Below are 19,555 nucleotides of genomic sequence, written 5' to 3' on the forward strand. Positions count from 1 at the left end.
TGCGCTTCCGATCCGATTCACTCTTCTCGTCAGCGGGAGGCGCATTCTACAGCGTTCAAACTCGCTGTCAACACCTCCGATTCAGCTTCATTCGTCAGTGACGAACTGTTTGAAGCGAACCCTTCCAGCATCCTCCCCAAACACTTAACTCATTGATTTACAAGTAGTTTTGCTTGGCGACTGCGCCGGAAGTGGGGCGCATTATAGGGATGCAGAATCTGCCGTCAACACTTTTTTGAAAGTATCTTCAGCACGCCTTTCGTACCTATATAAGAAGGGCTAGATGACTTCCGCCTTGCGCAAGGCTTCCACTTGCTCCGCCGGCAGGCCCAGTATGCGCTGCAACACTTCCTGGGTGTGTTCGCCGAGAAGCGGCGGCGGCATGCGGTACTCCACTGGCGTTTCGGAAAGGCGCAGCGGACTGGCCACCTGCGGCACCACGCCGGCCAGGGGATGCTCCAACTCGACGCGAAGGCCGCGTGCCTGCACCTGGGGATCGGAGAACACCGCCGCCAGGTCGTTGATCGGCCCGCAGGGCACGCCGACCTCCTCCAATGCACTCACCCATTCGGCCGTGGTCTTGAAGACGGTGGCCTGGCGAATCATCGGAATCAGTTCAGCACGGTGCGCCACTCGCGCCTTGTTGCTTGAAAAACGCGGGTCGTCCGCCCACTCCCGATGACCGGCGACCTCGCAAAACTTGCGGAACTGGCTGTCGTTACCCACGGTGAGGATGAAATCCCCATCCGCAGTCGGAAAATCCTGATACGGCACTATGTTCGGGTGGGCGTTACCCAGACGCCGGGGCGGATTGCCCGTCGTCAGGTAGTTCATCGCCTGGTTGGCGAGACAAGCCACCTGCACGTCGAGCAGTGCCATGTCGATGTGCTGACCTTTGCCGCTAATGTCCCGCGAGGCCAGTGCAGCCAACATCGCCACCGAGGAATAGAGCCCGGTGAGGATGTCAGTCAGCGCCACACCCACCTTGACCGGACCGGCCCCTTCTTCCTGATCAGCGCGGCCGGTGATGCTCATCAACCCACCCAGGCCCTGAATCATGAAGTCATAACCGGCACGCTTGGCATAGGGACCGAACTGGCCGAAACCGGTGATCGAGCAATAGATGAGGCGCGGATTGATGGCCTTCAGCGACTCATAGTCCAGCCCATAGGCCGCCAGGCCACCCACCTTGAAATTCTCGATGAGGATGTCGGACTTCGCCGCCAGCTCGCGAACCAGCTTCTGGCCCTCGGGACGGGTGAAGTCGACGGTCACCGACTGCTTGTTGCGGTTGGCCGAGAGGAAATACGCGGCCTCGCTGGTATCCCGGCCATCGGCGCCCTTGAGGAAGGGCGGCCCCCAGGCACGGGTGTCGTCGCCTGAGCCCGGTCGTTCGACCTTGATTACCTCGGCCCCCAGGTCCGCGAGGATCTGGCCGGACCAGGGGCCAGCCAGCACGCGGGAGAGGTCGAGCACACGGATATGGGAGAGAGCGCCAGCCATGGGATCACCTGGGTTCGCTAAAGGACCCGGGCCTCGCACCTATATATAGAAGAGAGGCCCGGCGGATGATCAGAAGAACGCCTGGATGCCGGTCTGCGCGCGACCCAGGATCAGCGCGTGGACGTCGTGGGTACCCTCGTAGGTGTTCACCACTTCCAGGTTGACCAGGTGACGGGCCACGCCGAATTCGTCGGAGATGCCGTTGCCGCCCAGCATGTCGCGGGCCATGCGCGCGATATCCAGCGCCTTGCCGCACGAGTTGCGCTTCATGATCGAGGTGATTTCCACCGCGGCGGTGCCTTCATCCTTCATGCGACCCAGACGCAGGCAGCCTTGCAGCGCCAGGGTGATCTCGGTCTGCATGTCGGCCAGCTTCTTCTGGATCAGCTGGTTGGCGGCCAGCGGACGACCGAACTGGTTGCGGTCCAGCACGTACTGGCGAGCGGTGTGCCAGCAGGCTTCGGCGGCACCCAGGGCACCCCAGGAGATGCCGTAGCGTGCGGAGTTCAGGCAGGTGAACGGACCACGCAGGCCGCGCACATCCGGGAAGGCGTTCTCTTCCGGAACGAACACGTTGTCCATCACGATCTCGCCGGTGATGGAGGCGCGCAGGCCGACCTTGCCGTGGATAGCCGGAGCGGACAGGCCCTGCCAGCCCTTCTCGAGCACGAAGCCACGGATCTCGCCGGCATCGTCCTTGGCCCAGACAACGAAGACGTCCGCGATCGGGCTGTTGGTGATCCACATCTTGTTGCCGGTCAGGCGGTAGCCGCCGTCGACCTTCTTGGCGCGGGTGATCATCGAGCCCGGGTCGGAACCGTGGTTCGGCTCGGTCAGGCCGAAGCAGCCGATGTATTCGCCGCTGGCGAGTTTCGGCAGGTACTTCTGCTTGGTGGCTTCGTTGCCGAACTCGTTGATCGGCACCATCACCAGGGAGGACTGCACGCTCATCATCGAGCGGTAGCCGGAGTCGATACGCTCGACTTCGCGGGCGATCAGGCCGTAGCACACATAGTTCAGGCCGCTGCCGCCGTAGGCTTCCGGAATGGTCGCGCCGAGCAGGCCGGTTTCGCCCATCTCGCGGAAGATCGCCGGATCGGTCTGCTCATGGCGGAAGGCCTCGAGGACGCGCGGGGCCAACTTGTCGGCTGCGAACTGCTGGGCGCTGTCACGCACCATGCGCTCTTCTTCGGTGAGTTGCTGATCCAGCAGCAGCGGGTCGATCCAGTTGAAGCTTGCTTTGGCGGCCATGGGGAGTGTCCTCGGTAAGCGGGGTTCAGGGGGCGGGCCATCGCGGGCCACTGCCTTATTAGTGTTGACGCATCCTAGACAGCCTAGGCCCTATCGGACAAACGAGGATTTCGCATGCCGTTGTGCTAATTTCTCACTCCGAAAAGCCAAAAACCCCATTTTCAAGCCTTTATTTGTGAACCGGAGGTACAGCATGCGCCGCAAGATACCCAGCACCGGCGCCCTGGTCGCCTTCGAATCCGCTGCCCGCCACCAGAGTTTCACCAAGGCCGCCGATGAACTGGCGCTGACCCAGAGCGCCATCTGCCGACAGATTGCCGGCCTGGAAGAGTTTCTCGGACTGGAACTGTTCCGCCGCTCACGGCGCGGGGTGAAGCTGACCGAGGCCGGCCTGGCCTATTCACGACGCATCGCCGCCCAGCTCGACGCAGTGGAGCGCGACACACTCGCGGTGATGGGTCAGCAAGGCGCGATGACCGTGGAGCTGGCCATCGTGCCCACCTTCGGCACCCAGTGGCTGGTGCCCAGGCTGAAGGACTTCCAGCGCCTGCATCCGGAAGTGACGGTCAACCTGACCAACCGCACCCGCCCCTTCCTCTTCGCCGACACCGACTTCGATGCCGCCCTCTACTTCGGTGATGCCGAATGGTCGGGTACTCGCGCCGACTTCCTGATGCACGAAAACTCGGTGCCGGTATGCAGCCCCGCGCTGCTGGCGGGCCAGCACGGCCTGGACGCCGACGCCATCGCCCGCCTGCCACTGCTGCAACAGACCACCCGCCCCTACGCCTGGCGCCAGTGGTTCAGCTCCCTCGGGATGAACGTCGCCCGCGACCTCAGCGGCCCGCGCTACGAACTCTTTTCCATGCTTGCCCAAGCTGCGATGCACGAGATGGGCGTGGCGCTGATCCCGCCATTCCTGATCCAGCGCGAACTGGCCGACGGCCGCCTGGTGATCGCCCACTCCCACAGCTTCCGCAGCGACAAGGCCTATTACCTGATCATTCCCGAGCGCAAGCTCGAATCTGCCGCCCTGATCGCCTTCCGCGACTGGTTGGTAGACGCCGCGCGCGCCTACCGGAGCGAGGCCGGACTGGACTGACCCGGCGCTGTAACCCCAGGTAGCACCGCCCCGCTCGCCCGCGCTCAGCGGACGGAGGAAGGCCCGCTCCAGGCACCTGCACAACGCACCTATCACCCACTCGGGTGATAGGTGAAATCGCCCGTTCAGGCAGTTATGGCGCAGGTAGCGGCTGATTAGCATGAGGCCTCCCAAGACCCGCTCTGGAGAGCCGCATGACAACAAGAACAATGCGCGGAATCTTCCGGCCGCACACGCTGGCCGCCGCCATCGCCCTGGGTTGCAGCGCCCAGGCCTTTGCCATCACGTTCAACATTGGTGAAATCGAAGCCCAGTTCGACTCCTCCCTCTCGGTCGGCGCCAGCTGGGCCGTACGCTCGCCGGACCCGGAGTTCATTTCTACCGCCAGTGGCGGCGAAGCACTGTCGCGTACCTCCGACGACGGACGCCTGAACTTCAAGAAGGGGGAAACCTTCTCGAAGATCTTCAAGGGCATTCACGACCTGGAGCTGAAGTACGGCGACAGCGGAGTCTTCCTGCGCGGCAAGTACTGGTACGACTTCGAACTGAAGGACGAGCACCGGCTCTTCTATGACATCGACGATCACAACCGCAAAGAAGGCGCCAAGGCCTCCGGCGCCCAGTTGCTCGATGCCTTCCTCTATCACAACTACAACCTGGGGGACCTGCCGGGCAGCTTCCGTGTCGGCAAACAGGTGGTGAGCTGGGGCGAGAGCACCTTCATCGGCAACAGCATCAACTCGATCAACCCCATCGACGCGGCGGCTTTCCGTCGCCCCGGCGCCGAGATCAAGGAAGGCCTGATCCCGGTGAACATGATCTACCTGTCCCAGAGCCTGACCGACAATCTCTCGGCCGAGGCCTTCTACCAGCTGGAATGGGACCAGACGGTGGCCGATAACTGCGGCACCTTCTTCTCCACCTCGGACGTGGTGGCCGACGGCTGCGTCGACCGCCTGGTGGTCGCCGGTCCGGACCTGCCCCCCGGCGAGTCGAACAACACAGGTCCGGCCACAGGCAACAACCTGTACATTCCCCGCGCCGGCGACCGCGACGCCCGCGACAGCGGCCAGTTCGGCGTGGCCCTGCGCTGGTTCGTACCCGAATTCAACGACACAGAGTTCGGTGCCTATGCGATGAACTACCACAGCCGCGGCCCGATCTTCTCCACCATCCGCACCACCACCCCGAGCCCCGCGATCATTCCGGGCGCCCCTGGTGCGCGCTACTTCATCGAGTACCCGGAAGACATCCGCCTCTATGGCCTGAGCTTCCAGACCAACATCGAAGGCACCTCGCTGGCCGGTGAAGTCAGCTTCCGCCCGAACATGCCACTGCAGCTCAACAGTACCGACCTGTCCTTCGCTGCCCTTGGCGTGCCCAACTCGCCGATCTTCGAAAGCGGCCATTCCCTCAACCGCGCTGGCGAGGACCTGCACGGCTACGAACGCAAGCCGGTCACCCAGGCCCAGGTCACCGCCACCCAGTTCATCGACCAGGTCATGGGGGCGAGCCGCCTGACCTTGGTAGGCGAGGTCGGCTACAACCACATCGGTGGCCTGGACGACGACATCGGCGAACTGCGCTTTGGCCGCGACCCCATCTACGGCCCCGGTCAGTTGTCCTCCCAGGCCGTGTGCCTGGCGCTCACCGCCGCCAGCCCGCTGCAGCGCGAGTGCAACGACGACGGCTTCTACACCAGCAGCTCCTGGGGTTACCGCGCCCGCGCCAGCCTGGACTACAGCAACGTCTTCGCCGGCATCAACCTGACCCCGAGCATCGCCTGGTCCCATGACGTGGACGGCTACGGCCCGAACTTCAACGAAGGCTCCAAGGCCATCAGTCTCGGCCTCAACGCCGAGTACCAGAACACCTACACCGCCAGCCTGTCGTACACCGACTTCTTCGGCGGCCACTTCAACCCGACCACTGACCGCGACTTCGTCGCCCTCAGCTTCGGCCTCAACTTCTGACCGCAAGGACTCCCAGAATGACCCAGAGAAGATTCCTGCAAAGCAGCGTGCTGGCCCTCAGCCTGATCGCCGCCAACGTCATGGCCGCCGTCACCCAGGAGGAAGCCGCGCAGCTCGGTACCAGCCTCACCCCGCTGGGTGCGGAAAAGGTCGGTAATGCCGACGGCAGCATCCCGGCCTGGACCGGCGGGCTGCCGACCAACGCCGCGGAGGTCGACTCCAACGGTTTCGTCGGCAACCCCTACGCCAACGAACAGCCGCTGTTCACCATCACCGCCGCCAACGCCGAGCAGTACAAGGACAAGCTGTCCCCTGGGCAGATGGCGATGTTCAAGCGCTACGCCAGCACCTACAAGATCCCGGTCTACCCCAGCCACCGAAGCGCCGCCGCACCCCAGCCCATCTACGACGCGGCGAAGCAGAGCGCGCTGAGCACCCAGCCGGTGGACGGCGGCAATGGCCTGTCCAACTTCGCCGACAGCCACTACTACGCTTTCCCGATTCCCAAGGATGGTGTGCAGGTGATGTGGAACCACATCACCCGTTACCGCGGCGGCAACGCCCGGCGCCTGGTGGTCCAGGCCACCCCGCAGACCAACGGCTCTTTCACGCCGGTGCAGTTCCAGGACGAGGTGGCCTTCCCGGCGGACATGAACGAGCTGGACAAGGAGAAGTCCGCCAACGTGCTGCTCTACTTCAAGCAGCGTGTCCTGGCACCCTCGCGCCTGGCGGGTAACGTGCTGCTGGTTCACGAGACCATCGACCAGGTGAAGGAACCGCGCCTGGCCTGGCTCTACAACGCCGGCCAGCGCCGCGTGCGCCGCGCCCCGCAGGTCGCCTACGACGGCCCGGGCACCGCCGCCGACGGCATGCGCACCGCCGACAACTTCGACATGTTCTCCGGCGCTCCAGACCGCTACGACTGGAAGCTCATCGGCAAGAAGGAGATGTACATCCCCTACAACAGCTACAAGCTGGAATCGCCCAAGCTCACCTACAAGGAGATCATCCAGCCGGGCCACCTGAACCAGGACCTGACCCGCTACGAGCTGCACCGCGTCTGGGAGGTGGTCGCCACGCTGAAGCCCAACGAGCGCCACATCTATGCCAAGCGCCACTACTTCATCGATGAGGACAGCTGGCAGATCGCCTATGCCGACCACTACGACGGTCGCGGCCAGCTCTGGCGCGTCGGTGAAGGCCACGCCAGCTACCACTACCAGCGCCAGGTGGCCACCTACGCGGTGGAAGCCCTCTACGACATCATCGCCGGTCGCTACATCGCCCTCGGCCTGAAGAACGAAGAGAAGCACGGCATCGAGTTCGGCTTTGCCGCCACCGGTGCCGACTACACCCCGGCCGCCCTGCGCAACGCCGGCATCCGCTGACCCCTCCGGGCGCCCCGATCCAGGGGCGCCCCTTTCTTCCGCACTGCCGTGTTATGGCGCCCCATCAGCGCCGTGCATGCTACTTCTAGCCCACCTGGGGCCGATCTAGTCTGCGAGGGTCCGGTTCACCCATAACAACAACTCCGCGAGAACCGCCTCATGCCCCGTCACGGCCAGACACCGCACGTCCTTCCGTCTCGCCTGCCACGCCTGCCCCCGGCCCATGTCCCACGTCCGCGACTGGTCGAACGCCTCGCCGCCCAGGATGCACAGCTTCGCCTGCTCTGCGCCCCGGCCGGCTTCGGCAAGAGCGTGCTGATCAACGAATTTCTCCGCGCCCAGGCCGAGCCGGCACTGGTCATCTGGCTCAACCTCGCCGGCCAGGCGCTGACGCCGGAGCAACTGCTCGCGCAACTCGCCGCCGAACTGGCCGAGAACGTCCCTACCCTGCCCACCACCCAAGCCCTGCAGCAGCTGCTGGCGCATCGCGGCGAACCGGTATGGCTGGTCCTGGATGATTACCCTGGCCATCCCCCCGCCGGGCTCGATGACTGCATCGACCAGCTCCTGGCACGCGCCCTGCCCGACCTGCGCCTGCTGGTCAGCGTACGCCAGCGTCCGGCCTGGAACCTGCCGCGCCTGCTATTGGCCGGAGAACTGCTGGAACTGGACGCCACCCAGCTGGCTTTCGATCGCCAGCAGCACGAACAACTGGTGGAGCAACTGGCGCCGCGAACCAGTGCCGCCCTGCGCGAAGAGCTCTGGCAGGAAACCGAAGGCTGGTGCGCCGGCGTGCGCCTGCACCTTTCCGCCAAGGCGCCCACCAGCGCTAGCGGCAACCACTGCTGGCTCAGGGAATACCTGGACCACGAACTGCTCAACCGCCTGAGTCCTGAAGAGGCCAACTGCCTGTTCGCCCTGGCGCACCTGCCGAAGGTGTCGGCCGAGCTCTGCCAGCACCTCTGGGAAGAGAGCGACGGCGCCGGGCTCTTCGAGCGCCTGCTGGCGCGGCAGGCCTTCTGCATGCCGCTGGACGAACACGGCACCTGGTACCGCGTGCTGCCGGCCGTGGCCCGCGCCTTGCGCCACCGCATCAGCGAAGCCGCCGCCACCCGCCTGCACCTCAGCGCTTGCCGCATGTTCATCGCCGCCGGCCAGGTGGAGGACGCCATCGAGCAGGCCCTCTGTGCCGGCCAACCGGAAGCGGCGGCCAACTACCTGGAGCGCCTCGGCCAGGAATGGCTGACCGGCGAACAGCACCTGGCCCACCTCCTGGCCTGGCGCGCGCGCCTACCCGCGGCCCTGCTGGAAAGCACGCCGCGCCTGCTCAGCCTGAATGCCTGGGGACTGCTGATTTCCTGGCGCCTGGACGAAGCCGAAGCCTGCATCGCCAAGCTCGGCCATTTCCTGCCGCAACCGACGGCCCTGCGTAACCGCAAGCTGCTGGCCAACTGGCAGGCCCTGCACGGCGTGCTCACCGCACTGCGCGGCCAGTCCGTCGCCAACGCGCAGCTGCACTGCCGCGAGGCACTGGAACACCTGCCCGAACACGACTGGATGCCCATCCTGTTCTGCTACTCCAGCCTGGCACGGGTGGCCATGGCCAGCGGCGTTCCCGAAGAGGCGCAGCCCCACCTGCAAAAGGCGCTGGAGATCGCCCGCCGTCACGGCAGCCTGCTGTTCGAAGTGCTGCTCAACCTGGACCGCATTCGCCTGCTCCTGCTGCGTGGTGAGTTCGGTCGGGCCCAGACCCTGCTGGAGCAGAGTTTCGCGCTGATCGGCCGGCGCAAGCAGGTAGACAGCCTGATGCTCGGCCGCCTGCACCTGATCCAGGCGGAATTGCACCTGATCGCCGATCGACCCGACGAGGCCGAACGTGCCCTGCGCACCGGCCTGGAGCAGGCCCACGAATGCCAGGACCCTTTCGCCCTGCATGGTTTCCTCGGCCTGGCGGAACTCCGCGCCCGTCGTGGCCAATTCGACGAGGCCTACCAGGAACTGCGCGAAGCCGAACGGCAGATGCACTGCCGCCAGGTCTGGCGCTACGCCTACAGCGGTGTGCTGAACCTGCAGGGCATGCGCGTGCTGGCCCGCCAGGGACGCTGGGAGCGCATCGAGCCGGTCGCCCTGCGCATCCAGCGCTACTTCGAGGGCGATTGCCGCTGGATGGCACCGCTGGACTACCCCACGCTACCCCTGCGCAACCAGCTGCTGCTGGCTCGCGCGCAACTGGAATCCGGGCGCGCCGAAGAGGCCGAAGTCATGCTCCAGACACTGCTGGAGCACTGCCAGGCGCTACAGTTCGTGCCCCTGGCCTGCGAAGTGCAACTCGCCCTGGCCACCACCTGGCACGCCCTCGGCCGTGCCGAGGCCAGCCAGCTGCAACGCCAGGCCCTGGAACAGGCCGAGCGCCTGGGCATGCAATGCCTGCTGCGGGATTACCCGCGTTGCGACAGCGCCGGCTCGGTCGACAACGACCAGGGCAGCCTGCTCAGCCAGCGCGAACGTGCCGTCCTGCAATTGCTGGCCGAAGGCTTCTCCAACCAGGAAATCGGCGGCTACCTGTTCATTTCGGTGAACACGGTTAAAACCCACACGAAGAAGATCAACAGCAAGCTCGGCGTGAAACGCCGGACCCAGGCGGTGATGCGCGCCAAGACCCTGGGATTGCTGGTCTAGGGGCCTCAATCGGCAACGCGCCTTGCATCCCCCGGCGGGGTGGAAATCCTTCCCGTGGTTTCCACCCTGCGTACGCAACCGCCGGCAAAAGCCGGACACCCCCTGGTATCGCCTGCCCGAATTTCACCCGAGCGACATCGTCCGTTCCCATTACGGCACCCGCGACAAATTGGCGCAGCCCGCGAGGCGACTGGGTTGCGCGCGAACTACCCTTCTCCTTGCCAATCGGCTGAAATCGCAATCCTGACTCTGTAGTCAAACATTTTCAAAAGCTACAGAACGCCCATTTTCCGCAGCCTTATGGCAACTATTAAAAAGTCTTACTAACAGTGCGCCAGCCATTAACGGCAGGATGTCACGTACCCAAAGCCTGTACTGGCGCTGCTTTGATGGATAGTCATTCAGCCTGGGGATGGAGACCGGCACCGGATTCCTTGGTGAAGGCCTGCCTCCATCAGTGATGGCGGGGGCTGGAACGGAAGCCAGGGACAACAAGTCTAATCGTGACTTGTAGTTATTGTGCCGTTTTACTCCAGAACTGCTTGAAGCAGTTGAGGTTCCGATTGCAGAATGCCGCGCCACCAGGTTTCGGCTGTTGCGATACCAGGCTGTTGAAAGGCGGATCCGCCTCGCCAGAGCACCATCCGCAGTGCACTGGTTCACCAGATCGATCACGCAGGAGATTTGAAGTGCACATCGGTGTTCCTCTCGAAAGCCATGCTGGCGAGACGCGGGTTGCCGCGACGCCCGAAACCATCAAGAAGCTGGTGAGCCAAGGCCACCGGGTGACGGTCCAAAGTGGTGCCGGCGTCAGCGCCAGCATTCCGGACAGCGCTTATGAAGCCGTTGGTGCCGCCATCGGCAACGACGCCGCCGCCTTCGGTGCCGACCTGGTGCTGAAAGTGATTGCCCCGACCGAAGGCGAGCTGGCCCACATGCGTGCCGGCGCCGTGCTGGTGGGCATGCTCAACCCCTTCAGCAACGAGACCATCGCGCGCATGAACGCTCGTGGCATCACCGCCTTCGCCCTCGAAGCGGCGCCGCGCACCTCCCGCGCCCAGAGCCTCGACGTGCTGTCGTCCCAGGCCAACATCGCCGGCTACAAGGCCGTGCTGCTGGCGGCTCACCACTACCCGCGCTTCATGCCGATGCTGATGACCGCCGCCGGCACCGTTAAGGCCGCGCGCATCCTCATCCTCGGTGCCGGCGTAGCAGGCCTGCAGGCCATCGCCACGGCCAAGCGCCTGGGCGCGGTGATCGAGGCGTCCGACGTGCGTCCGGCGGTGAAGGAGCAGATCGAATCCCTCGGCGCCAAGTTCGTCGACGTGCCGTTCGAGACCGATGAAGAGCGCGAATGCGCCCAAGGCGTTGGCGGTTACGCCCGTCCGATGCCGGCCTCGTGGATGGAGCGTCAGGCCAAGGCCGTGCACGAGCGCGCCAAGCAGTCCGACATCGTCATCACCACCGCGCTGATCCCGGGCCGCAAGGCACCGACCCTGCTGCACGAGGCCACCGTTGCCGAAATGAAGCCGGGCTCCGTGGTCATCGACCTGGCCGCTGCCCAGGGCGGTAACTGCCCGCTGACCGAAGCCGACCAGGTAGTGGTCAAGCACGGCGTGACCATCGTCGGCCACAGCAACCTGGCTGCCATGGTGCCGGCGGACGCCTCCGCCCTCTATGCGCGCAACCTGCTGGATTTCCTCAAGCTGATCATCGACAAGGACGGCCAGCTCAACGTCAACCTCGAAGACGACATCGTCGCCGCATGCCTGATGTGCCGCGACGGCAATGTCGTGCGTAGCAACGGCGCTCCCGCCGGGACCGCTGCTCCGCAAAAAGTAAACGCATAAGGATAGAGACCATGGACCTTATTTCCGACGGCATCTACAACCTGATCATCTTCGTGCTGGCCATCTACGTCGGCTACCACGTGGTGTGGAACGTCACCCCGGCCCTGCACACCCCGCTGATGGCCGTGACCAACGCCATCTCGGCGATCGTGATCGTCGGCGCCATGCTGGCCGCCGCCCTCACCGTCACCCCGCTGGGCAAAGCCATGGGCACCCTGGCGGTGGCACTGGCCGCGGTGAACGTCTTCGGTGGCTTCCTGGTCACCCGTCGCATGCTGGAAATGTTCAAGAAGAAAGCGCCGAAAGCGGCTGCGGAGAAACACTGACCATGAGCATGAACCTGATCACTGTTCTCTACCTCGTCGCCTCGGTGTGCTTCATCCAGGCGCTCAAGGGCCTGTCGCACCCGACTTCGTCGCGTCGCGGCAACCTGTTCGGCATGGTCGGCATGGCCATCGCCGTGCTCACCACCATCGGCCTCATCTATAAGCTGGGCGCGGACCTCGCCACCCAGGGCATCGGCTACGTGATCGTCGGCCTGCTGGTCGGCGGTACCGCTGGTTCGATCATGGCCAAGCGCGTCGAGATGACCAAGATGCCGGAGCTGGTCGCCTTCATGCACAGCATGATCGGTCTGGCTGCGGTATTTATCGCCATCGCTGCCGTGGTCGAGCCGCAATCCCTGGGCATCGTCGCTGCCCTGGGCGACGCCATCCCGGCTGGTAACCGCCTGGAACTGTTCCTCGGCGCGGCCATCGGTGCCGTTACCTTCTCCGGTTCGGTCATCGCCTTCGGCAAGCTGTCCGGCAAGTACAAATTCCGCCTGTTCCAGGGTGCCCCGGTGCAGTTCGCCGGCCAGCACAAGCTGAACCTGCTGGTTGGCCTGGCGATCATCGGCCTGGGTCTGTACTTCACCTTCACCGGCAACATCGGCGCCTTCGCCCTGCTGGTGGCGCTGGCCTTCGTCATCGGCGTGCTGATCATCATCCCGATCGGTGGCGCGGACATGCCGGTGGTGGTGTCCATGCTGAACAGCTACTCGGGCTGGGCGGCGGCCGGTATCGGCTTCTCGCTGAACAACTCGATGCTGATCATCGCCGGCTCCCTGGTGGGCTCCTCGGGTGCGATCCTCTCCTACATCATGTGCAAGGCGATGAACCGCTCCTTCTTCAACGTCATCCTCGGCGGCTTCGGTGCCGAAGCGGATGCCGGTGCAGCGAGTGGCAGCAAGGAGCAGCGTCCGGTGAAGTCCGGTTCGTCCGACGACGCGGCCTTCCTGCTGACCAACGCCGACAGCGTGATCATCGTCCCCGGCTACGGCCTGGCGGTGGCCCGTGCCCAGCACGCGCTGATGGAGCTGTCCGAGAAGCTGTCCCACCGTGGTGTGAACGTGAAGTACGCGATCCACCCGGTTGCCGGCCGTATGCCGGGCCACATGAACGTCCTGCTGGCCGAGGCCGAAGTGCCTTACGAGCAAGTGTTCGAGATGGAAGACATCAACTCCGAGTTCGGCCAGGCCGACGTGGTGCTGGTGCTCGGCGCGAACGACGTGGTCAACCCGGCCGCGAAGAACGATCCGAAGTCGCCCATCGCCGGCATGCCGATCCTGGAAGCCTTCAAGGCCAAGACCATCATCGTGAACAAGCGCTCCATGGCCAGCGGCTACGCCGGCCTGGACAACGAACTGTTCTACATGGACAAGACCATGATGGTGTTCGGCGACGCCAAGAAGGTGATCGAGGACATGGTCAAGGCTGTCGACTAAGCCCTGTCCCGCGATACCGAAAACCCCGGCCTGGTGCCGGGGTTTTTCTTTTGGGGGACGGTTTTGTCTTTGCTTTCCCTGTAGGGGCGAATTCATTCGCCAAGGACTGCGCAGCGGCCCCGAATAGATTGCAGATGGCAGACCTTCGGCCTGCTTGGCGATTGAAATCGCCCCTACAGGTATTCCGACCCGCCGAGCCATTAACCGACAAAAGGCCCAAAATAGAGCCATTTCTTCGACCTTGGTATAGAAGCCGGGCACCCCGCCAGTCCCTAGACTGCGCGGCTCCTACCCCGTTGTCCGAGGTTTTCCCCCATGTACTCCGAGCGCGTGCGCCTGTCCTCCCTGCTGGACAAGGTGATGAGTGCGGCCGAGGCCGCTGCCCTGATCGAAGACGGCATGACCGTCGGCATGAGCGGCTTCACTCGTGCCGGTGAGGCCAAGGCCGTGCCCCAGGCGCTGGCCGCACGCGCCAAGGAGCAGCCGCTGCAGATCAGCCTGATGACCGGCGCCAGCCTCGGCAACGACCTCGACAAGCAACTCACCGAGGCCGGCGTGCTGGCCCGCCGCATGCCGTTCCAGGTGGACAGCACCCTGCGCAAGGCGATCAACGCCGGCGAGGTGATGTTCATCGATCAGCACCTGTCCGAAACCGTCGAGCAACTGCGCAACCACCAGCTCAAGCTGCCCGACATCGCGGTGATCGAAGCCGTGGCCATCACCGAGGAAGGCCATATCGTGCCGACCACCTCCGTGGGCAACTCCGCCAGCTTCGCGATCTTCGCCAAGCGCGTGATCGTCGAGATCAACCTGGCGCACAACCCCAACCTGGAAGGCCTGCATGACATCTATATCCCGACCTACCGGCCGACCCGCACACCGATTCCGCTGACCCGCGTGGACGACCGCATCGGTGGCACCGCCATCCCGATCGACCCGGCCAAGATCGCTGCCATCGTCATCACCGACCAGCCGGACTCCCTGTCCACCGTGCTGCCGCCGGATCACGAGACCCAGGCCATCGCCGATCACCTGATCGACTTCTTCAAGCGTGAAGTGGAAGCCGGGCGCATGAGCAATAACCTGGCGCCGCTGCAGGCTGGCATCGGCAGCATCGCCAACGCCGTTATGTGCGGCCTGATCGAGTCGCCCTTCCAGGACCTCACCATGTACTCCGAGGTGCTGCAGGACTCCACCTTCGACCTGATCGACGCCGGCAAGCTGAGCTTCGCCTCGGGCAGCTCCATCACCCTTTCCGCCCGTCGCAACAGCGACGTCTTCGGCAACCTCGAGCGCTACAAGGACAAGCTGGTCCTGCGCCCGCAGGAAATCTCCAACCACCCCGAAGTGGTGCGGCGCCTGGGGATCATTGGCATCAACACCGCCCTGGAGTTCGATATCTACGGCAACGTCAACTCCACCCACGTGGGCGGGACGAAAATGATGAACGGCATCGGCGGCTCCGGCGACTTCGCCCGCAACGCCCACCTGGCCATCTTCGTCACCAAGTCCATCGCCAAGGGCGGCGCCATTTCCAGCGTGGTGCCCATGGTCAGCCATGTGGACCACACCGAGCACGACGTGGACATCCTGGTCACCGAACAAGGCCTGGCCGACCTTCGCGGCCTGGCACCCCGCGAGCGCGCGCGGGTGATCATCGAAAACTGTGTGCACCCGGATTTCCGCCAACCATTACAGAACTACTTCGACGCAGCCTGCACGAAGGGCGGCCATACCCCCCATGTACTGCGAGAAGCCATGTCCTGGCATATCAATCTGGAAGAAACCGGTCGGATGCTGGCCAACTGATCCGGTTGGAGCAAAACAGTTATGGGCTTGTAACCATTGATTCTGACGGTGTGGCCTAAAAACAGTTTCTGAAAATTCAGAACTGTACTGTTCAAAAACCCTGCTGCTCGTTATTTGCACAGAAAAAACTGTGGTTTCCTGTTGAATTACGAGTGATTCAACGGGTAACCCATACAGTTGTGCAATATTTCAGCAAAACAGTTGATAAGCATGCTAATAAAGGCCAGCACAATTTAGAGCAACTGTGACTACAGAGGCGGCTGTTCCGGGTCCATCATAGGCACCAGTTGATAACCAAGCCCCGCCACAAGCGGGAAGGACCTGCCGCCATGGAACGTACCCTCAGTTCCGACCTGATTTTCGAAAGTGCCGAACAATCCCCGAAATCTTCTTGGGCCCTGCGCACTGTTTCCACCCTGCTGCTGTGGCAGCGCCGCATCGCCAGCCGTCATCAACTGGCCATGCTGGACCATCGCCTGCTGGCCGACGCTGGCATCAGCGAAGCACAGCGCGAAGCCGAACTGAACAAGCCCTTCTGGCGCTAAGCAGTTCGCCGGGTCTAGAGGCCCGGATGCAACACCCCAGACAGAACCCGTCGCCGCCCGCGACGGGTTTCGTCGTTTCTGGGGCCCGGAATTTTCCGGCAACTGAAGAGCGAACTGTAGGGTGCGCGGCGCACCGACATTCCCGGACTTCCCGGTGCGCGCGGCGCACCCTACGACGCAGCCCCAACACAGCTGCACTGGATCAGACCGATACAGTTTCCAAGAAAACTCATCTGCTACAGCACAATTCACCCTCGCTGTGACTGCACAGTTTTTCAGCAGAACGAGATCATGGCCTCCCATAACCAATCCCCGCATTGCTGCGGGAAGGAAAAGCGCCATGGACCGCACTCTTACTGCCTCTGCCACTGCCCAGTTCGAATCCAGCCGCCTGCGCACCCACTGGTACCTGCGCCTGTTCGCCACCCTGGCCCAATGGCAGCGTAATGCGCGCACGCGGCACCAGCTCGCACAGCTGGACGCCCGCGCCCTGGCCGATGTGGGTATCAGTCCGAGCGAACGCTACCAGGAGCTGGAGCGTCCCTTCTGGCGTTGAGTGCGGATGTGCGGCCCCGCGCGTCGGACGCATCGAGGCGAACCCATCACCTCGCCGACGCGCAGTCGCCATTCATGAGCGCTTAGCCAGTACTGGCCTGGAACAGCCATATTGACTAGGCTTTCCTCCCAGCCGGTGGCATTTATCACGCCGCCGTCCCGGTCAGTAAAAGGAGCCCCTCATGACCTCTATTCGCCTGCTCAGCGCGGCCGCCCTGCTGGCGCTCGCCACCAGCGCCTCGGCCACCAGCTTCGTGGTTACCACTGACGCCGTGGTCAACGCCGTCAAGGCCACCTCGGATGCCACGTCCGACGTTACCTCCTCGTCCTTCGACGACGACAAGATCGTGCTCGCCGCTCGCGAAGACGCCGCCAGCTTCGTTGCCAGCAACGGTGATATCCGCGGGGCCCGACTGGAAGCCGCGTTCAAGCACATCCGCAGCGCACAGCCGCAACTGGCGGCCAGCGACCTGCAACTGGCCCAGGCCATCCTCGCCCTCTGACGGCACCCGCCGGGCCGCGCCAGTCGCGGCCCAACAGGCTGCACGCCGCATGCCGCCTGGCTCTCGTCCGCCCATTCCGCTAACCTTCGCGCCCTGCGCCCGAGGCTGAGAACTGCCGACGGGCAATTCCGTCCAATGCCTTAGAAATTTCCAACGGAGAGCTTCCATGCGCCGCTCGCTGTCTGTCGCAGCCATCGCCCTTTCCCTCGTTGCCGGTGCCGCCCAGGCCCAGACCCTGGTGGCGACCAGCAACATCATCGTCCGCGCGCTGGATCGCACCCTCGACTTCACCTCCGACACCACCACCTCGATCCGCGACATGAAGGTCGTCGTGGCGGCCCGTGACGACGCCGCCAGCTTCGTCGCCAGCGCCGGCGAGATCCGTGGCGCCCAGCTGGAAGCCGCCTTCGCCGCCCTGCGCGAACAGTTCCCGCAAGCCCGCGAGGCCAGCGACATGGCCCTGGCGGAAACCATCGTCGCCCTCTGACCCTCACGAGCATCAGCCCCTGAACACCTGGTTTCGCCGAATCTGCCTGGGCAGTCTGTTACTGGCAGGCAGCGCCCAGGCCGAGTTGCGCCTGGCACTGGATGACGAAGGGCTGACCGCAGCCCAGCGTCAGGCCAGCCAGCAATTGCTGGACGAGGCCCTTGCGGCCCTGCCGCCGACCTTCATCCAGCGCCTGGATCGGGAAGTGGAAGTGGGCTGGAGCGACGACCTGCCGGAGAACGGCTACGGCCGGGCCACCCGCTTGGATGCCCTGGTGCTCAACCGCAGCCTGCTGGCGGGTCTCACCGACGGCAGCGCGGCGCCCCAGAAGACCAATCGCGTGCACGGCACGGTGCGCCGCGAACTGCTGGCAACGGTCCTCCACGAACTGACCCACCTCTACGACCGCGCACGGCTCTGGTCCGCCGCCGAGAAGACGCAGCAGTTCCGCTGCCGCAACCAGGCCGGCAGCAACGGCCTGGTGGGGCTGCCCGGCAACTGCCGCGGGCAGACCGAACGCCGCTTCACCCTGAGCGACGACCCGCGCCTGCTCGACCTCGCTGGCTGGCCGCAGTACGTGGGCAGACGTGGCCAGCGCGAGCAGGACAACCACCAGGTGGCGCGCAGCCCGGACATCTACGAGCTGTCGAACCCCCGCGAATTCGTCGCGGTGAACATGGAGTACTTCCTCCTCGACCCGGCCTATGGCTGCCGCCGCCCGACGCTCTATCGCTATTACCGCGAACACTTCGATTGGGCACCGGAACGGCAAGGCACCTGCAACGACGGCTACGCCTATCTCAACGCCGGCCGCGACTTCGACAAGCAGCCCCTGGGCAAGCTCGACCCCGAGCGCGTCTACGAGGTGGATTACCTGTTCGCCGAAGCCAACCAGAACTGGGTGAGCCGCTGGGGCCACAGCATGCTGCGCCTGGTGATCTGCGCCCCCGGCCGCCCGCGCGGGCCGGACTGCCGCCTCGATCTCGACCAGCACCTGGTGCTGTCTTACCGCGCCTTCGTTGGCGACGTGCAGCTCTCCAGCTGGGACGGCCTCACCGGCGCCTATCCGTCGCGCCTGTTCGTGCTGCCGCTGCACCAGGTGATCGAGGAGTACACCAAGGTCGAGCTGCGCAGCCTGGCCTCGGTGCCGCTCAAGCTCAGCCGCGCGGAAGTGGAAACCCTGGTGGAACACGCCGCCGAGATGCACTGGAGCTACGACGGCGACTACTGGTTCCTCTCCAACAACTGCGCCGTGGAAACGCTCAAGCTATTGCGCAGCGGCACCGACCACCCGGCCCTGCGCGACCTCGACAGCATCATGCCTAACGGCCTCCTGAAGCTGCTGGAAGGCCGCGGCGTGGCCGACCCCACGCCCCTGGAAGATCCCAAGGAGGCCTTGCGCCTGGGTTATCGCTTCGACTCCTTCCGTGATCGCTACCAGGCCATGTTCAAGATCCTCCGCGAGCGCCTGAACGTGCCGCAGGAACAAGTGGAAGACTGGCTGGAACTGCCCGCCGAACAGCGCCGCCCCTGGTTCGACAAGGCTGACCTTCGCGCCAGCGCCGCCCTGCTCCTGCTGGAACAAGCCGCCCAACGTCGCCAGTTGCTGCTGGCCCAGGACGAGCTCAAGCGAAACTACCTCAACTCCCGCGAACAGGCCGGGCAGACCCGATTCGCCAAGGCCGGCGGCACCCTGGAGCAGATGCTCGCCAACAGCGGTTTCCTCAGCCGCCCGGCTGAACTGCTGCAAGGTGGCTACGGCCTGCCGCAAAGCGCCGAGTGGCAACGCCTGGAAGCCGAAAGCAGCAGCCGCCAGCAGACCATGCGCAAGCTCAACGACGACCTCGACCGCGAAGTCCGCAGCTTGCTGGAACCCCAGCGCATGGCCGAGCTGAATGCCACCGAAGCCAACCTCAAGGCCATTGGCACGCACCTGCGCCAGTTGCACAAGCAGTCCGGCGGGTTGGTCCTTCCGTAAAGCACGCCATGTGCTCTCCGTAGGTTGGTGCAGAGCGAAGCGAAGCCCAACGATTCCGCACTCGGGGCCGTTGGGTTTCGCGGAGCTCTACCCAACCTACGAAAGGCCCGCCATTGCGGCTGAACAATGCGCACCGGCACCCCGTGCAGAGATTTCGGTGCGCGCAG

Annotated in this window: 15 protein-coding genes; 13 read left to right on the plus strand and 2 right to left on the minus strand. The window is 64.4% G+C overall.

Translation table 11 applies throughout. The features are described 5' to 3' along the window. Positions 1–279 precede the first annotated feature (279 nt). Together E8E91_RS07675 and E8E91_RS07680 are read right to left on the minus strand one after the other, a co-directional pair. Entirely contained in the window at positions 280–1,503 is a 1,224-nt protein-coding gene (locus E8E91_RS07675) for a CaiB/BaiF CoA-transferase family protein (RefSeq protein ID WP_280375260.1), read from the minus strand. Between the two features lie 69 nt (positions 1,504–1,572). Continuing rightward, a complete protein-coding gene (locus E8E91_RS07680; RefSeq protein ID WP_120653726.1) occupies positions 1,573–2,754 on the minus strand; it encodes an acyl-CoA dehydrogenase in 1,182 nt (393 codons plus the stop codon). Positions 2,755–2,947: 193 nt separating this feature from the next. Between E8E91_RS07680 and E8E91_RS07685 the strand changes: the two genes are divergently transcribed. The 13 genes from E8E91_RS07685 to E8E91_RS07745 all read left to right on the plus strand — a co-directional run bounded on the left by E8E91_RS07685 (position 2,948) and on the right by E8E91_RS07745 (position 19,388). Continuing rightward, positions 2,948–3,856: a LysR family transcriptional regulator gene (locus tag E8E91_RS07685; protein ID WP_280375261.1), complete on the plus strand. Its 909-nt coding sequence runs from the start codon at positions 2,948–2,950 to the stop codon at positions 3,854–3,856. 194 nt (positions 3,857–4,050) lie between these two features. Further along, the gene (locus tag E8E91_RS07690) at positions 4,051–5,829 is read left to right on the plus strand and encodes a DUF1302 domain-containing protein (protein WP_280375262.1); all 1,779 of its coding nucleotides are present in this window, start codon (positions 4,051–4,053) and stop codon (positions 5,827–5,829) included. 17 nt (positions 5,830–5,846) lie between these two features. After that, positions 5,847–7,217 carry a DUF1329 domain-containing protein gene (locus tag E8E91_RS07695; RefSeq protein WP_280375263.1) on the plus strand — a complete coding sequence of 457 codons (1,371 nt, stop codon included), beginning with the start codon at positions 5,847–5,849 and terminating at the stop codon, positions 7,215–7,217. Between the two features lie 159 nt (positions 7,218–7,376). Then, on the plus strand, positions 7,377–9,896 hold the full coding sequence (locus E8E91_RS07700) for a LuxR C-terminal-related transcriptional regulator (protein ID WP_280375264.1): 2,520 nt from the start codon (positions 7,377–7,379) through the stop codon (positions 9,894–9,896). Positions 9,897–10,585: 689 nt separating this feature from the next. Next, positions 10,586–11,746 (plus strand): Re/Si-specific NAD(P)(+) transhydrogenase subunit alpha, encoded by a 1,161-nt coding sequence (locus E8E91_RS07705; RefSeq protein WP_280375265.1) that lies wholly within the window; start codon positions 10,586–10,588, stop codon positions 11,744–11,746. 11 nt (positions 11,747–11,757) lie between these two features. Next, entirely contained in the window at positions 11,758–12,072 is a 315-nt protein-coding gene (locus E8E91_RS07710; protein WP_044405771.1) for an NAD(P) transhydrogenase subunit alpha, read from the plus strand. 2 nt (positions 12,073–12,074) lie between these two features. After that, positions 12,075–13,511, plus strand: a complete 1,437-nt coding sequence (locus E8E91_RS07715; protein ID WP_280375266.1) for an NAD(P)(+) transhydrogenase (Re/Si-specific) subunit beta — start codon at positions 12,075–12,077, stop codon at positions 13,509–13,511. 315 nt (positions 13,512–13,826) lie between these two features. Then, a complete protein-coding gene (locus E8E91_RS07720; RefSeq protein WP_280375267.1) occupies positions 13,827–15,320 on the plus strand; it encodes an acetyl-CoA hydrolase/transferase family protein in 1,494 nt (497 codons plus the stop codon). A 329-nt stretch (positions 15,321–15,649) separates the two neighbouring features. Further along, a complete protein-coding gene (locus E8E91_RS07725; protein WP_069081447.1) occupies positions 15,650–15,865 on the plus strand; it encodes a DUF1127 domain-containing protein in 216 nt (71 codons plus the stop codon). A 340-nt stretch (positions 15,866–16,205) separates the two neighbouring features. Continuing rightward, a complete protein-coding gene (locus tag E8E91_RS07730; protein WP_280363551.1) occupies positions 16,206–16,421 on the plus strand; it encodes a DUF1127 domain-containing protein in 216 nt (71 codons plus the stop codon). 181 nt (positions 16,422–16,602) lie between these two features. Continuing rightward, positions 16,603–16,923, plus strand: coding sequence for a DUF2388 domain-containing protein (locus E8E91_RS07735; RefSeq protein WP_280375268.1), 321 nt, complete (start codon positions 16,603–16,605; stop codon positions 16,921–16,923). Positions 16,924–17,089: 166 nt separating this feature from the next. Beyond that, a complete protein-coding gene (locus E8E91_RS07740; protein WP_280375269.1) occupies positions 17,090–17,410 on the plus strand; it encodes a DUF2388 domain-containing protein in 321 nt (106 codons plus the stop codon). Between the two features lie 46 nt (positions 17,411–17,456). After that, on the plus strand, positions 17,457–19,388 hold the full coding sequence (locus tag E8E91_RS07745) for a DUF4105 domain-containing protein (RefSeq protein WP_280375420.1): 1,932 nt from the start codon (positions 17,457–17,459) through the stop codon (positions 19,386–19,388). Positions 19,389–19,555 lie beyond the last annotated feature (167 nt).

This window comes from Pseudomonas sp. BN515 (assembly GCF_029873155.1).
Taxonomy (GTDB): Bacteria; Pseudomonadota; Gammaproteobacteria; order Pseudomonadales; family Pseudomonadaceae; genus Metapseudomonas.

Bases quoted from the DNA above. Each gene is read 5' to 3' on its own strand.
- E8E91_RS07675 (WP_280375260.1), bottom strand. From the start codon at position 1,503: ATGGCTGGCGCTCTCTCCCATATCCGTGTGCTCGACCTCTCCCGCGTG.
- E8E91_RS07680 (WP_120653726.1), bottom strand. From the start codon at position 2,754: ATGGCCGCCAAAGCAAGCTTCAACTGGATCGACCCGCTGCTGCTGGAT.
- E8E91_RS07685 (WP_280375261.1), top strand. From the start codon at position 2,948: ATGCGCCGCAAGATACCCAGCACCGGCGCCCTGGTCGCCTTCGAATCC.
- E8E91_RS07690 (WP_280375262.1), top strand. From the start codon at position 4,051: ATGACAACAAGAACAATGCGCGGAATCTTCCGGCCGCACACGCTGGCC.
- E8E91_RS07695 (WP_280375263.1), top strand. From the start codon at position 5,847: ATGACCCAGAGAAGATTCCTGCAAAGCAGCGTGCTGGCCCTCAGCCTG.
- E8E91_RS07700 (WP_280375264.1), top strand. From the start codon at position 7,377: ATGCCCCGTCACGGCCAGACACCGCACGTCCTTCCGTCTCGCCTGCCA.
- E8E91_RS07710 (WP_044405771.1), top strand. From the start codon at position 11,758: ATGGACCTTATTTCCGACGGCATCTACAACCTGATCATCTTCGTGCTG.
- E8E91_RS07715 (WP_280375266.1), top strand. From the start codon at position 12,075: ATGAGCATGAACCTGATCACTGTTCTCTACCTCGTCGCCTCGGTGTGC.
- E8E91_RS07720 (WP_280375267.1), top strand. From the start codon at position 13,827: ATGTACTCCGAGCGCGTGCGCCTGTCCTCCCTGCTGGACAAGGTGATG.
- E8E91_RS07725 (WP_069081447.1), top strand. From the start codon at position 15,650: ATGGAACGTACCCTCAGTTCCGACCTGATTTTCGAAAGTGCCGAACAA.
- E8E91_RS07730 (WP_280363551.1), top strand. From the start codon at position 16,206: ATGGACCGCACTCTTACTGCCTCTGCCACTGCCCAGTTCGAATCCAGC.
- E8E91_RS07735 (WP_280375268.1), top strand. From the start codon at position 16,603: ATGACCTCTATTCGCCTGCTCAGCGCGGCCGCCCTGCTGGCGCTCGCC.
- E8E91_RS07740 (WP_280375269.1), top strand. From the start codon at position 17,090: ATGCGCCGCTCGCTGTCTGTCGCAGCCATCGCCCTTTCCCTCGTTGCC.